The 14,253-nt window shown below is 37.7% G+C and carries 9 protein-coding genes; 7 read left to right on the forward strand and 2 right to left on the reverse strand.

Annotated features, from left to right (window positions below; translation table 11 throughout):
• The first annotated feature begins 147 nt into the window (after window positions 1-147).
• Complete coding sequence (locus O7776_RS12155; RefSeq protein ID WP_274307324.1) at window positions 148-1,863, forward strand: ABC transporter ATP-binding protein; 1,716 nt, start codon at window positions 148-150, stop codon at window positions 1,861-1,863.
• Window positions 1,860-3,659, forward strand: a complete 1,800-nt coding sequence (locus O7776_RS12160) for an ABC transporter ATP-binding protein (RefSeq protein WP_274307325.1) — start codon at window positions 1,860-1,862, stop codon at window positions 3,657-3,659. Before O7776_RS12155 ends, O7776_RS12160 begins: the two co-directional genes overlap by 4 nt.
• 112 nt (window positions 3,660-3,771) lie before the next feature.
• Here the strand turns inward: O7776_RS12160 and O7776_RS12165 are convergent, their stop codons facing one another.
• Entirely contained in the window at window positions 3,772-4,026 is a 255-nt protein-coding gene (locus tag O7776_RS12165) for a hypothetical protein (RefSeq protein WP_274307326.1), read from the reverse strand.
• Window positions 4,027-4,224: 198 nt separating this feature from the next.
• On the opposite strand from O7776_RS12165, the gene O7776_RS12170 reads away from it, so the two are divergent.
• The 5 genes from O7776_RS12170 to O7776_RS12190 all read left to right on the forward strand — a co-directional run bounded on the left by O7776_RS12170 (window position 4,225) and on the right by O7776_RS12190 (window position 7,973).
• Complete coding sequence (locus O7776_RS12170; protein ID WP_274307327.1) at window positions 4,225-4,923, forward strand: response regulator transcription factor; 699 nt, start codon at window positions 4,225-4,227, stop codon at window positions 4,921-4,923.
• A complete protein-coding gene (locus O7776_RS12175; RefSeq protein ID WP_274307328.1) occupies window positions 4,913-6,265 on the forward strand; it encodes a sensor histidine kinase in 1,353 nt (450 codons plus the stop codon). The genes O7776_RS12170 and O7776_RS12175 overlap by 11 nt, the downstream gene beginning before the upstream one ends.
• On the forward strand, window positions 6,255-6,773 hold the full coding sequence (locus O7776_RS12180) for a PepSY domain-containing protein (RefSeq protein ID WP_274307329.1): 519 nt from the start codon (window positions 6,255-6,257) through the stop codon (window positions 6,771-6,773). The genes O7776_RS12175 and O7776_RS12180 overlap by 11 nt, the downstream gene beginning before the upstream one ends.
• A 91-nt stretch (window positions 6,774-6,864) precedes the next feature.
• Window positions 6,865-7,410, forward strand: a complete 546-nt coding sequence (locus O7776_RS12185; RefSeq protein WP_274307330.1) for a PepSY domain-containing protein — start codon at window positions 6,865-6,867, stop codon at window positions 7,408-7,410.
• 107 nt (window positions 7,411-7,517) lie between these two features.
• Window positions 7,518-7,973, forward strand: coding sequence for a cAMP-binding protein (locus O7776_RS12190; protein WP_274307331.1), 456 nt, complete (start codon window positions 7,518-7,520; stop codon window positions 7,971-7,973).
• Window positions 7,974-8,637: 664 nt separating this feature from the next.
• Here O7776_RS12190 and O7776_RS12195 read toward each other — a convergent pair.
• A complete protein-coding gene (locus tag O7776_RS12195; protein ID WP_337999443.1) occupies window positions 8,638-14,007 on the reverse strand; it encodes a S8 family serine peptidase in 5,370 nt (1,789 codons plus the stop codon).
• Between the last annotated feature and the right edge of the window lie 246 nt (window positions 14,008-14,253).

The raw sequence follows: 14,253 nt of genomic DNA on the forward strand, positions 1-14,253 counted from the left end.
TGCCAAAGGGAATGTACAAGTTTGTACATTCTCTTTTTTGATTCTTTAAAATTATTTAGTAACCCGAACTATTTACATTGAGTTCACAAAAATAATTTGGCATAATAAAAATAAAATTCAGTTTATTTCAAGGCAAGGAGTATTAACATGAAAACTGTTTTACAATTTGCGAGGCGTTATAAATGGCCCGCGCTGATTGCATTTTGCTTAATGTTACTAGAGCTTGCGAGCGATTTAATTCAACCGCTCTTTATGGCCAACATCATTAATAAAGGTCTGCTAGAGGATAACCTCAACAGTGTTGCATTTTGGGGTGGTAGCCTTTTTGTGCTTGCACTGTTCTCACTATTGAGTGGTGTCCTCAATTCCTTCTTTTCAGCACATGTTGCACATAGTTTCGGATTTGATATACGAAAAGCACTGTATAGTAAAATACAATCACTTACGATGGCGACTTACTTATCCTATCCCTCGTCTAGTTTGATTACACGTTTAACAAGCGACGTTACGCAAACTATGAACATCGTCTTTATGATGCTTCGAATCGCCATGAAAGCGCCACTTATGGCCATTGGATCAATCATTATGGCATTTGTCATTAACGTAAAACTCGCGCTTATTTTATGTATCAGTTTTCCTTTCTTAGTCATCTTTTTAGTATGGATGATTTCTATTGGAATTAAGTTATTTGCACAAGTACAAAATCGTCTAGATGGCGTAAATCGTCAGCTTCAAGAAGGATTACAGGCGGTACGTTTAATCAAAGCATATATGCGTGGAAACTTTGAGGCTAGCCGGTTCCAAAGTGTCGCAGAAGACTTAAAATTCGATACAATAAAAGCGACACGCGTTATGGAAATTGCGCTACCAATCTTACAATTTGTTATGAATATTAGCTTACTTGTGGTCATTTGGATCGGTGCGGATGCAATTCGAGCAAATGATATTCTAGCTGGGGATTTAGCTGCAATCATTAACTACGCATTCCGCATGACTTCAGCGTTTTCAATGTTTTCATTTATCATTATTGCTTATGCCCGTGCAAAGGCTTCAGCTGAACGAATCGAGGAAGTGTTAACTATTACGGATGGTACAGAAGAGATTCAAGTATCCAGCATCCCCCTATTACAAAGCTTTAAAATTCGGTTCGACCATGTGTCATTCTACTATCCAAATTCAACTGACGAAACGTTACACAATTTATCATTTACAATTCAAAGCGGTGAAAAAATTGCCATTATGGGGACAACCGGCTCAGGAAAATCAACAATATTACAACTTGTTGAAAATTTTTATGAAGCAACCTCGGGAGCCATTTATATTAACGAGCAAAATATTCGGGATATTCCATTACAGCAACTACGCCATTCTATTGCCTATGTACCACAGCAATCGTTATTATTTTCTGGAACAATTTTAGAAAATTTACGTTGGGGACGTCAGGATGCTTCATACGAAGAAATTATAGAAGCTACAAAAAAAGCACAAATTCACAATGCTATTGAATCATTTGAACATCAATATGAGACAATGATTGGTCAACGGGGTATTAATCTATCTGGTGGCCAAAAGCAGCGTTTAGCGATTGCACGTGCTTTACTAAAGCCATCATCACTTTTAATTTTAGATGATAGTACTTCTGCGCTTGATGTAAATACCGAGAAAAAACTTTGGCAAGCACTTGATGAAGAACCACTAACAATGCTGGTTGTAACACAAAAAATTCATACAGCCCAAACAGCAGACCGTATTTTACTTATTGAAGAAGGTAAACTAAGTGGATTCGGTACTCATGAGGAGCTTTTAAAAACGAACAAATTATACAACAAAATTGTGGCTTCTCAGCAGGAGGTGCTTGCATGAGGAAAATTTTTAACTATGAACCGATTATTACAAAAGAACAAATTAAGCAAACAAGCGGCAAAAAGAAAAAAGGTGCTCGTGCGGAAAACTGGACGTACACGATTAAGCGTATTTTAGATTTCGTAGCCGAACAAAAAGCGCTATTAATGGTTGTGTTAGTTTTAGTAGTGGTAAGTTCTGTACTGGCACTTATTGGTCCATTTATTATTGGCCGATTAATCGACCGTTTTATTGAAGGTGGCTCTCTTAGCGCACTCGATAAATGGCTTTATGGCTTAGCGCTAATTTACTTACTTTACGGACTTGCAAGCTACTTCCAAAACTATTGGATGGTTAGCATTGCACAGCAAACCGTGTATCGTATTCGTACGCAGTTATATGAGCATTTCTTTAAGCTGCCACTACGTTTTTTCGATAAACGCAAGCACGGTGAACTAATGAGCCGCGCAACAAATGATATCGAAACAATTAGCTCAACATTAAACAGTGCATTTATTCAAGTCGTTTCTAGTATTTTAACGCTAACAGGTACTGTTGCCGTAATGCTTTGGTTGAGCCCACTGTTAACCCTTGTTACAATGCTGATAATTCCGCTTATGTTTTATGGTATGCGCTGGATAACAAAGCGTACGAGCTTACTCTTTAAACAACAACAGGCCGCCATTGGAGAAATGAATGGTTTAATTGAAGAGTCGATTACTGGGCAACATGTCGTAAAGGCGTTTTCGCAAGAACAAGAAATGCTAAGACAGTTTGATGAAAAAAATAACCGTATTCGTTCAGTAGGTTTTTGGAGTTTGACCTATTCTGGCTTCATTCCAAAAGTAATGAACACATTAAACAGTTTAAGCTTTGCTATTGTTGCCTGCGTTGGTGGTATTTTCGCGTATTACGGACATATTTCCATTGGGACGATTGTTATTTTTACGGAATATGCGCGTCAGTTTACACGTCCATTAAACGATTTAGCCAACCAATTTAATACCGTTTTATCAGCACTTGCTGGGGCTGAGCGTGTGTTTTTAATTTTAGATAAAAAGCCTGACCAAATTGAAGGAAATAATGTAACCTTATCAGGTGATGTTCGTTTTGATAATGTATCATTCCAATACGATCAAGATGCGGTAAAGCCTACCCTTTTAAACGTTTCATTTAATGTTGAATCCGGGCAATCTGTTGCGTTAATTGGCCAAACGGGTGCTGGTAAAACAACCATTATGCAGCTGTTAACAGGGCTATATGAAAAAACGGCCGGACGAATTTTATTTGATGGTGTGCCGATTGAGGAAATTTCTAAAGCCAATTTACGAAAGCAAATGGCCTTTGTTTTACAGGATCCGTTTTTATTTGAAATGTCGATTAAGGACAATATCCGTTATGGTAAGCTTGATGCAACCGACGAGGAAATTATCGAAGCGGCAAAAAAGGCAAATGCGCATAACTTTATTGATAGGTTACCAAACGGCTATGATACCGTGGTTTCGGGTGATGGCAGTCAAATTTCACAAGGGCAAAAGCAGTTAATATCTATTGCACGTGCCTTTGTTGCTAATCCGAAAATTTTATTATTAGATGAAGCTACAAGTAGCATTGATACTGTAACCGAACTGCATATCCAAGCCGCGCTTGAAAAATTAATGCAAGGTCGGACAAGTTTTATTATTGCCCACCGCCTCAATACCATTTCACAGGTGGATTACGTCATCGTACTAAACCAAGGGCAAATTGTAGAACAAGGTTCGCGTAACCAACTCATTGAGGAGCAAGGGATATTCGGTCAAATGTTAAATGTTTAACTATCTGCACTACACGTGCTAGATTTAGAAAATGCTTTCTCAAATTACAATGGGGTGCTAGAAATTACTTTTCCGGCACTCCCATTTTTGATTTCATTTTTAATAATTATTGCTAATCAAGATTTCCTGACACAGTTGTATAACCGACTCTCCATCCCTTATCAGTTTTAGAAACTTTGTATTGGTTAATAATGTTTTCAGACATCGGATCGGTAAATCTTAGCTTTGATTCGTCTTTTGTTAATTGTGCATAGCCCATTTCATAGATATCTATTAATAAATGCTGTTTATTCGTTTTTACAACCTGTTTTTTCCATTGTTCATACTGCGGCACTTCTTCTGTAATGTCCATTAATGCGTACATCAATTGATAATCCTCTACATAATTTGCATATAAATACACGGATTACAGTATTCACTGAGCTATCCTTTAACAATGCTTCCCCCCTTTTTCACCACTTAGACGAAACTTAGCAACATTTCCGGTTCAAAACCTGTCATACTTTCTTTGTATTTTTTCTAAACATCCACTACCATTAGATTAAAAGAAAGGCAGGTAAATGTCATGACGACTATATTAATCGTTGAAGATGAACAACAAATCGCGCGTGTGCTCCAACTTGAGTTATCATTTGAAGGCTATGAAACAATCGTGAAGCACACTGGAACAGACGGACTACTCGCATTTCATGATCAACCTGTCGATTTGATTTTACTCGATGTGATGCTTCCCGGAATGAATGGTTTAGACGTTTTGAAGCGAATTCGTAAACATAATGAAACAATCCCTATCATTTTATTAACGGCAAAAAGTGAAATCCAAGATAAAGTAAATGGGCTCGATTACGGAGCTAATGATTATGTGACTAAGCCCTTTGAATTTGAAGAACTGCTTGCTCGAATTCGTGTAGCGCTGCGTTTTACTACTAAAACAGTACCTAAACAGGAGCAAGCTTTAGAATTTGAGGATATTACATTAAATGAGCAAACACGTGAAGTATGGCGTGCTGGTCATTTAGTTGAGCTTACGGTTCGCGAATTTGATTTACTTGCACATTTTATGAAGCATCCAAAGCTTGTGCAGTCACGTGAACAAATTTTAAATGCAGTATGGGGCTATGATTATTTTGGCGATACGAATGTCGTCGATGTCTATATTCGCTATTTGCGCCAAAAGCTTGACCAACCATTTCAGCTTCCGTCACTTCTGTGTACAGTGCGCGGTGTTGGCTATGTATTAAAGGAAGCGGCTCATGAAGCTTAATACAAAAATCAACATCGTCTCGATTTCCTTAACTATGGTTATATTAATTAGCAGTTTTTCCGGCATTTATTTTTTATACGAACATTTTGCAATTACAACAGAAGCGGAGCATTTACAAACACGCGCGTTGGAGCTTACAACAGCTATTAGTGCACTAGAACAAACTGAAGGTATTGATATGGTATTTCGTGCTTATATTCCAACAGATGGAGCCATTATCGTACAAGATGCTAACGATAAAACGTTAATTCGTTTACAAACAACAGCCGAAAAAATTGATGTAGCAACACAAAAAAACGAGCTATACACAGTCAAATCAGTCGGCAACATTCCATACATTGCAATTAGCACACCCATGATTTGGCCAGATGAGCAAATTGTCGAAGCAAAATTCATTCAACCGTTACCGACGATTACCGAAAATTTAAATCGCTTATTCATTATTTTATTATTAATGACCTTACTCGCCCTTGTACCAATCTTTTTAGCAAGCCAATTGCTCGTTCGATTAATCGTCAAACCCGTTACAAAGCTAACAACAACGATGGAGCGAAATATCCAGCAGTCTAGCTTCGAGCAGTTAGCAGTAAACCAACGCTCAAAGGATGAAATTATGCAGATGACTTCAACGTACAATACATTAATGGCACAGCTTGAAGATTTACATGACAAGCAGCAGCAATTTATCGGCAATGCGTCACATGAATTAAAAACACCTTTAACAGTAATTGAAAGCTACGCTAAGTTATTAAAACGACGCGGAACCGAAAATGTAGAAGTTACAGATGAAGCGCTACATGCAATTATTCAGGAAAGCGCTAATATGAAGCACTTAATTGAACAAATGCTCACACTTGCAAAGTCAGCAGAAACGACAAAAATAACTGTTAGTAACTTCGAGCTTTCATCGTTTTTACATGCCATCGCTACAAATGTACAAACCGCCTATCACCGAGAGATTCATGTGAAGGCACCAAATGTTGATGTCATGACTGATGAATCAATGCTAAAGCAATTACTTTTTATATTTATTGATAATGCAAGAAAATATAGTGATGGTTTCATTGAATTACAAGCTTTTGTAGATGAGTATTTACACATTGAAATTCGAGACAACGGAATCGGTATTCCAAAGCAAGATTTACCACATATCTTTAACCGCTTTTACCGCGTTAATAAAGATCGGAATCGAAAAACAGGCGGTGTTGGTATTGGATTATCGATTGCACAAGAATTAGCGCTTCGCCTACATGCCACTATTAACGTAAAAAGTGAACTCGGTCAAGGAACAATTATTCAAATTACACTTCCGCTGCATGGAGGTAATCCGCATGAATCGTAAACGTGCTTTACTTATTGTTACTATAATTATTTTAACGATGTTTGTCGTCCTTGCCGTAAAGCAATTAACGACCCCCAAACAATTGACTATTGCCGAAATAACGAAGCAAGTTGAACAAAGCTATAATGCAGAAATAGTATCGATTGTTGAAAAGTCAAATGAATTCGTAACGTCATTTAAAAAGGACGGTTCTATTTTTGAAGTCTCCGTAAACAATGAAACTGGTCAATTTTCAATGTTAACGATCATCCAACAAAACAGTACACCACCTACCGAAAATACAACCGAGGAACAGCCTAGTCAACCACAAACGCCAACAATTCTTACAGAGCAACAAGTGATCGAGATTGCACTAAACGAAATTTCTGGTGAAATCGATTCGGCTGATTTTGAGAATACAACCGATGGTGGATACTATTTTGTAGAGATGGAGCAAGGCAATCAAGAAATAACGATCCAAATTCATGCCATTACCGGAAAAATCTTATCGATTCAATATGATGATTAATTTTCTCATCAAATTCTAATTTTTCTCTCATATAGTTCTCATCTTCATTTCTTATACTTAGCTTATAACCAAAACAAAGGAGAGAATGAATATGAAGAAAAAATTAGTTGTCATTCCTGCATTATTAGTAGCAATCGGCGGAGGTGCATTGCTTGCACAAAGCGATTACTTCGAGGCAGCTTCAGTAAATCCAAAAGTAACAGCTGGCGAGGCAAAGAAAATTGCGTTGAAGGAATTTAAAGGCGATATCATAAACTTTGACTTTGATTATGATGATGGTCAACCACATTATGAAATCGATATTGTAAAGGATAGTGAAAAAGCGGAATTAGAAGTGGACGCTATGAGTGGTGCGGTGAGAATTACAGAACGAGAAGCAATTTCACAAAGTACAAAACAAAAGACTTCATCTATTACACCGAAAACTACAAATACAGTAACAATTTCGGAGCAACAAGCGCAAGAAATCGCATTAGCACAAGCCAATGGTACAATAACAGAAATTGAATTAGATGACGATGATGACCATGGCTTTGTTTACGAAATCGAAATCCGCAACGGCAAAATGGAATATGATTTCAAAATTGATGCTACTACTGGCGCCATTGTTGAATACAAAGAGGATTTAGAAGACTAAAATATCACCTTAATGTAATGTTTCTGAGTTCTTGTATTATGATAATGTCCTATTTTTTACCTTTCATTTTTGTTATGATAATACGAGAACATTTTAGAGGTGACAACATGAATGTAAAAAATATCAATCGTTTATTCGTACTGATAGGTATCATTATTTTAGTGATTGCCGGGCGCTACGTTATTACGAGCCAAGAGGTAGTCGAAATGCCCACTGTACAGGTCGTTACGCAAACGGAAGTTATCCCATCAGTTGCTGGGAGCTATTGCTGGCATTCCGCAGGTGGAGGAAAATGCGTAGATACAGCCGCGCCACACGAATTGTTTGAAGGTGAGCAGCTTCCTTACGTAAAAGTAGCACCAAACGAAATAATTGAATTTCAATATAGCCAAAAACCAACAAGTATCTCCATCCAACAATGGGTTCAAGACTTTGATTACAAGGAAATTTCCACTACTATACGATTTACTGCCCCATCTGAGAAAGGGACGTACATCATTTCTGGACTGGCCCGCTTTAATAATGGTGACAGAACAGATTCGATTGCGATTGAAGTAAAATAGGTGCAACTTGGAACCAGTCATTTTTTTATTTTCAAAGGCATAATGGTAGGTACAAATAATAATATTTCTTCAAAAGTCGTATATTTGGCTATAAAACGTTACCAATCGGTTCCTTCGATTACGATTGGAAACAGGGTATTGATTTTGTCACCCCAAACTTTTGCTGTTAAGATAATTTAACTTGATAAATACGCATTTATCACCCTACTGTGAATAAAAATTGCTAAAACGCAATACTTTATGGCCAATACGTTTCTCGTTTGTATTTATACTTTTTGAGAGGCTGGGACAAAACAAAAATACAAATTTTCTCCACGGAGAAAATTTGTATTTTTTTGATGTGATTAAAATTGGGTTCCGTTCCGGGTACGCTTTCCGCGGGCACGGCCTGAGCCTGTAGTCTCAGGCATCGGTGCTCCTGTCGCTTTGCTTTCGTCGCAAAATTAATTTTGCTGTTCCCGCAGGATTTGTTCAAATTATTAACTATTTTAAATTAGAGTTTTTACGGATTTTGGTGTGAGAGAAAGTTAGTGGGATTAAGGAAAAGCCCCATGCAAGATTTTTCTCACATAGGGCTCTCCCACTCTATCTTCTCTTATTCTATTTACATAAATTGTAGTGAATTCTCTGAGTTGCATGTGCACCCGGTGCATGGTATCAACGATTAAATTCCGATCGGTGTAATACTCGAAAGTAGTATAGAATCATTCAAAGTAGGCATCGTAGGAATAACGATTTCCTCCGTCAAGATTGGGTCCTCATTTAATAAATTTTCATTAAATAATGGATTTTCAAAAATATATGGACTATCCATTTTCACGAAATTCCCAACGTTCACATTCACAACTAACTCCATCTTACCGTATTTCACCGTAATCGTTGTTGAACCTTCCGTTTTTCTCGGGCTGACTAAACCGTTTGTTACAGTTACGATTTTTTTGTCTGCCACAACATAATTTGCAGCTTGTGTTACATCTCTTTCGAAGACGGTTCCATCAGGCATTGTCGTCATTTCAGAGATATAAAGTTGCGCTTGTTGATTTAGGTTCAAATTAATGTCTGTTAAGTTTGCAACGAGTACCACTTCAGGTTGTGATACAGTCACATCTACTTTTACTTCCATATTATTGTATATTACCGTGATTGTTGTAGTACCTGCTGCCTTTGCTCTTACTTTACCTTCTGAAACAGCCACAACTTGCCCATCTGCAACTCTATATTTCGTAGCAGAAGTTATATCTCTTTCTTTTACTTCTCCATCAACTGAAGTTGTTACTTCTTTAACCGTTAGTTGCGCTTCATCTCCAGCTAATAAATTTAGTTGTGTTTGGTCTACCGAAATTTCTACTTTCGGTTCTTTTACAGTGACATTTACAACAACTTCATTATTTCCATACTTCACTGTAACGGCTGTTTCACCTGCTGCTTTTGCCGTTATTTTTCCTTCTTTTACAGTAGCCACTTTAGTATCCGCTACTTTATACGTAGCGTTTTGCGTTACATTTTTTTCTGTCGTTTTGCCATCTGCCGTCGTTGTAATCTCTTTTACTTTTAAGTTTGCTTCCTTACCAGCTAGCAATTCAACATGTGTTTTGTCTACTTCCAATGTCACGACCGGTACTGTCACATTCACATCTACCGTTAGTTCATTGCCACCATATTTCACTGTAATTGTTGTATTGCCTTCAGTTTTCGCTCTTACTAGACCCGTTTGTGATACAGAAGCGATCATCGTATTTGCCACTTTATACTCAGCAAAATTTGTTACGTCTGTTTGCTTCGTTTTGCCGTCTGCTCCTGTTACGACTTCTTTAATTACCAGTTGTGCTTCTTTTTGAGGCTCTAAATCAATTTGTGTTTTGTTTGCCGTCAATGTCACAGTTGGTTTCGTTACTGTTACATTCACCGTTAGTTCATTTTTACCGTATTTCACTGAAATCGTTGTGCTACCCGCTTCTTTTGCAGTAACTAAACCGTTCTTAACAGTCGCAATATTTTCATCTGCCACTACATATGTTGCTTGTTTTGTTACATCTTTCTTTTTAACTGTTCCATTTGGTGCAGTTGTTTCTTCAGTAATTTTTAATTGTGATTCTTTGCCAGATTCCAGCGTAATATCTGTTTTGTTCGTCGTTAACGTAACGCCTTTTTCACTTACCGTTACATAAACTGTTAACTCGTTTTTACCATACTTCACTGTAATTTCTGTGCTTCCGATATTTTTCGAAATGATTAAACCATTTTTAACAGAAACTACTTTAGTATCTGCTACTTTGTACGTTGCTGCTGTTGTTACGTCTTTTTGTTTTGTTGTGCCATCTGCAGCTGTTGTAACTTCCTTAATTGCCAACTGTGCTTCTTTTCCAAGCTCTAAATTGATTTCAGTTTTGTTTGCAGTTAGTGTTACAACGGATTCTGTCACTGTTACATTTACTGTCAACTCGTTTTTACCGTATTTCACAGTAATTGTTGTCGTGCCCGCATTTTTAGCTGTAATTAAACCATTTTTCACAGACGCTACTTTAGAATCTGCTACTTTGTACGTTGCCGCTTTTGTTACGTCTTTTTGTTTTGTCGTACCGTCTGCTGCTGTTGTTACTTCTTTAATAACTAATTGAGCTTCTTTACCTTTTTCCAAATCAAATTCAGTTTTATTTACAGTCAAAGTTACACCTGGAACAATAACTGCAGGATCCTCTACCGTTACATTTACTTTTACTTCATTTTTACCATGCGCAATCGTAATTGTCGTAGAACCTTGCGCTACTGCCGTTACCTCACCATTTACAACTGTTGCAACAGATTCATCTGTAACAACATACGTTGCTTCAGCCGTTACGTCTTTGTTTGTAGGATCTCCATTTGCAGGAGTTGTCGTTTCTGTAACCCTTACTTGACCCTTTTCCCCAGTTTTTAACTTTAATTCTGTTGGGCTAACGGACAATTTTACTTCTGCCTCTGGTTCTGGTTTTTCATAAATTAAAGCTTCTCCAACATTTCCTGCTTCATCTTTCACAATAACTTTCACAGCTTCTGTCTCATCTGTTACAGGGAATGTGAATGTACCATCTTGTGCTAAATTAAATGGAACCGCATCGGCTTCTTTTCCAGCAATTGTCGCAACATAAGACGCGTGTAGTTTTTCATTTAAATCAAAATCTAAATCATATAAATATAATTCTTCATTGTAGTCAATATATTTATCAACTACTTTACCAGTTGCTACTTTATCAGTAACTGATCCTGTAATTTCTGGTTTCGTTGTTTTAACGATAATTGGTCCAACGTAGTCACCGATAACTTCTGAACCTACTTGTCCTGAAAAGTCAATTGTATACAGACCATCCGGAATCTTTGTTGCAGGTGCACTTCCCCATGGTTTGTACTGACCAGCAACTTTTAGCGTATACGATCCTTTTCCAAGAGAAGTACCAGCATGTAAATAACCAATGTAACCATCACCATATTCTCCACCTTCAGGATTCATAATGTCCCAAAGTTCGATATAGTTAGTTGTTACATCGCCTGTCAGTGTGAATGATAGTACAGCTGAATCTTTGACGCCGTCATTATTAAAGGATAGGTCTGTTTCAGTGATCGCCATATTCGTAATTTCTGCTGATGCTGCTTCACTAAAGTCTGCCGCAAATGGCAATGAGATTGTAGAATCTCCATCGTTAATGTGGATATATCCTAAAATTTCTGAACCTTTTGGAGCTGTAGCTTTTGAAGCTGTTAATGTAACATTTAACAATTGTTCTCCAGCTAATGTGAATGTCGGTTTATCAACAGTCACTTGTGCATCGCCAAATGATTTGGTAACATCTACAGTCACATTATAATTCCCGCCGCTACCTTTCATATCTTTTACAAGAATTTGTTTCGTAACAGAAATATTTTCAGATAGTTTCTGAGGACCGAATGTTACAGTCCCTTTTAAGTTATCAACAATTGAGCCACTTCCGTCTAACACCGCTTTATCCAGTGCATAAGCAAGTACTTCTGGGTGTGCAGCAGCATATGCGTCTACTCGACCAGCACCTTGAGCGAATACATCATATTTAGATTTATCAAGAACTTTCGCCGTATTCGAAAGTGCAACTTTTACATCAAATGCATTCCATGAAGGATTCGCTTGTTTGACAAGTGCTGCAATACCCGCAATATGAGGTGTTGCCATTGACGTACCTGTTTTACGGTCATACGCTTCTGAATAAACTGCATCCGGGAAATCTGCTTTATACATTGGAATTGTCGACATAATGTTTGTACCAGGTGCCGATACATCCGGTTTAATATCAAAGTTTGGTGTAGATGGTCCGCGTGAACTTGAATCATTTACTTCATCGCCCGTTGTTTTAGTAGAACCAAAATTACCAAACGTTACTTTACCCGATCCTTCTTTTAATGCTGCTCGAATTGCATCTCCATCTGTTTGAGACATATCAAACGTTGGTAAGAAGGCAAATGAATCCCCTATGAAAGCTCCAGAAGGGTTTGGCGCATTTGTGCCACCAGCAAAGTTGTGAATAATTGTTGCTACTGCACCGTTGTCTTTTGCGTGTGCAATTTTATCCACAAAGGCAATGCTACCACGAGAAATTAATGCCACTTTCCCGTTTACATCAATTCCGTTATAATCTTTTGCTTCCCCGTTTCCAGGAACAGCAACAATTTCAAACTCACCTTGAAGTTGTGTCGCTAAATCTTTTCCAAAAGTTGTCCCCATCAATTGCAATTGTTTCGTCAAATTATAACTTCCAACTGCAACATTGACTTCTCCATTATGCATTGTTTCTGGGTTCGATGTGTTACCTACTGCAATTCCTAAACGGGCTGTAGCTGGCGTACCCATTGTGCCACGATTAGGACCATCATTTCCTGTAGCGATAACAGAAATTGTACCGGCCATCATCGCGTTATTAATCGCAAATGATCCACTATCTGTTTCTGTGTTCGCCCCTCCACCTAGAGAAAGGTTAATGACATCCATCTTTTCGATGACTGCTGTATCAATTGCTTTCACAATACCAGAAGACGCACCACTTCCATATGCGCCAAGCACACGGTAAGCATATAAATCTACTTTAGGTGCAATTCCTTTAATACCATATTCGTTCGCACCGATTGCAGCGATTGTCCCTGCTACGTGTGTACCATGTGACGTATAGAACGCATTTCCTCTTTCATTAAATTCAGGCATATGTGCTGGACGCTCAACTGGAGATGTTTCAGATGCATCATCATCGGCACGGTTTTTTGTGTAGCTAGAGGAATTTGGAATAAAGTTTTTTCCACCTTTATAAATTCCCGCAAACTCTGGATGATCTGCATCAATCCCTGTATCAAGAACAGCCATTTTAATGCCTTGCCCTTCAAATCCTTCGTTCCAAAGCTTTTCAATGCCTAGGAATGAAATACTTGTATTCATCATCGCTTCCACTTGCGTATTTTTCAGTGGATTAGATGGTGTAGTAGGTTTCGTTTTTAACGGTTTTTCTTCAGACGCATGAACAATAGTGTCAGGCTCAACTAGCGTAATCCCTTGAACTGTTAGTAATTTGTCTAAGTCATCCGCTTTAACTTTTGCTGAAAAACCATTTAATACTGTATCGAATGTGTATCCTTGCTGAATATTAATATTATTTAAAGCTAATTCCTTTAATACAAAATTTTGCTGTGCTTTGACTTTCGTTCTTACTTGTTTTTCCTGTGAAGAAGAGAACGCTTTTCCACTTAAGTTGTGTATGCCTTTTTCCAGTGCGACTGGTTTCTCAGACAAGTGAATAATTACGTCAACGTCTTGATTGCCAGAAAGACCTTGTAACTCTTTGTGTAGTTTTGGTCCTCCATCTAACACATTTAATTGATCGGCAATTGCTGCCTTTAATTGCATCGTGCTTTCGCTTTGTGTCGTTGGTTTAAATGGTTTTAGCTCGTTTGCTGATGCAGCTTGGAACGGACTAAATAACGAAAAGACCATAGTTAATACTAAGAACAAACTAAAGAATCGATTATTAAATAAACTCTTCACTAAATTTCCCCCTAATACAGATTTTTTTGCTATATAGAATGAACGAAAGAATCCTTGCTATTTTTCTATTACGTATTCTTATAACGTAGGCGCTCAATAAGCTGGTAAAGTACATTTTTGGTCACTTCGGCAAGAAAATAGATTGCTAAAGCTCCTTAGTTTGAGCGCGCTGTTGCTGTAGAAGGCGATGATCTCTAGTATTTTTATTATTTTAATAAAGAGCTACATTCTTAAAATTCAATTTAT

The organism is Solibacillus daqui, from assembly GCF_028747805.1.
GTDB classification, from domain to species: Bacteria; Bacillota; Bacilli; order Bacillales_A; family Planococcaceae; genus Solibacillus; species Solibacillus daqui.

Excerpts from the sequence above, each read along its gene's own strand:
- O7776_RS12170 (WP_274307327.1), top strand. The coding sequence starts at position 4,225 with ATGACGACTATATTAATCGTTGAAGATGAACAACAAATCGCGCGTGTG.
- O7776_RS12180 (WP_274307329.1), top strand. The coding sequence starts at position 6,255 with ATGAATCGTAAACGTGCTTTACTTATTGTTACTATAATTATTTTAACG.
- O7776_RS12185 (WP_274307330.1), top strand. The coding sequence starts at position 6,865 with ATGAAGAAAAAATTAGTTGTCATTCCTGCATTATTAGTAGCAATCGGC.
- O7776_RS12160 (WP_274307325.1), top strand. The coding sequence starts at position 1,860 with ATGAGGAAAATTTTTAACTATGAACCGATTATTACAAAAGAACAAATT.
- O7776_RS12155 (WP_274307324.1), top strand. The coding sequence starts at position 148 with ATGAAAACTGTTTTACAATTTGCGAGGCGTTATAAATGGCCCGCGCTG.
- O7776_RS12175 (WP_274307328.1), top strand. The coding sequence starts at position 4,913 with ATGAAGCTTAATACAAAAATCAACATCGTCTCGATTTCCTTAACTATG.
- O7776_RS12190 (WP_274307331.1), top strand. The coding sequence starts at position 7,518 with ATGAATGTAAAAAATATCAATCGTTTATTCGTACTGATAGGTATCATT.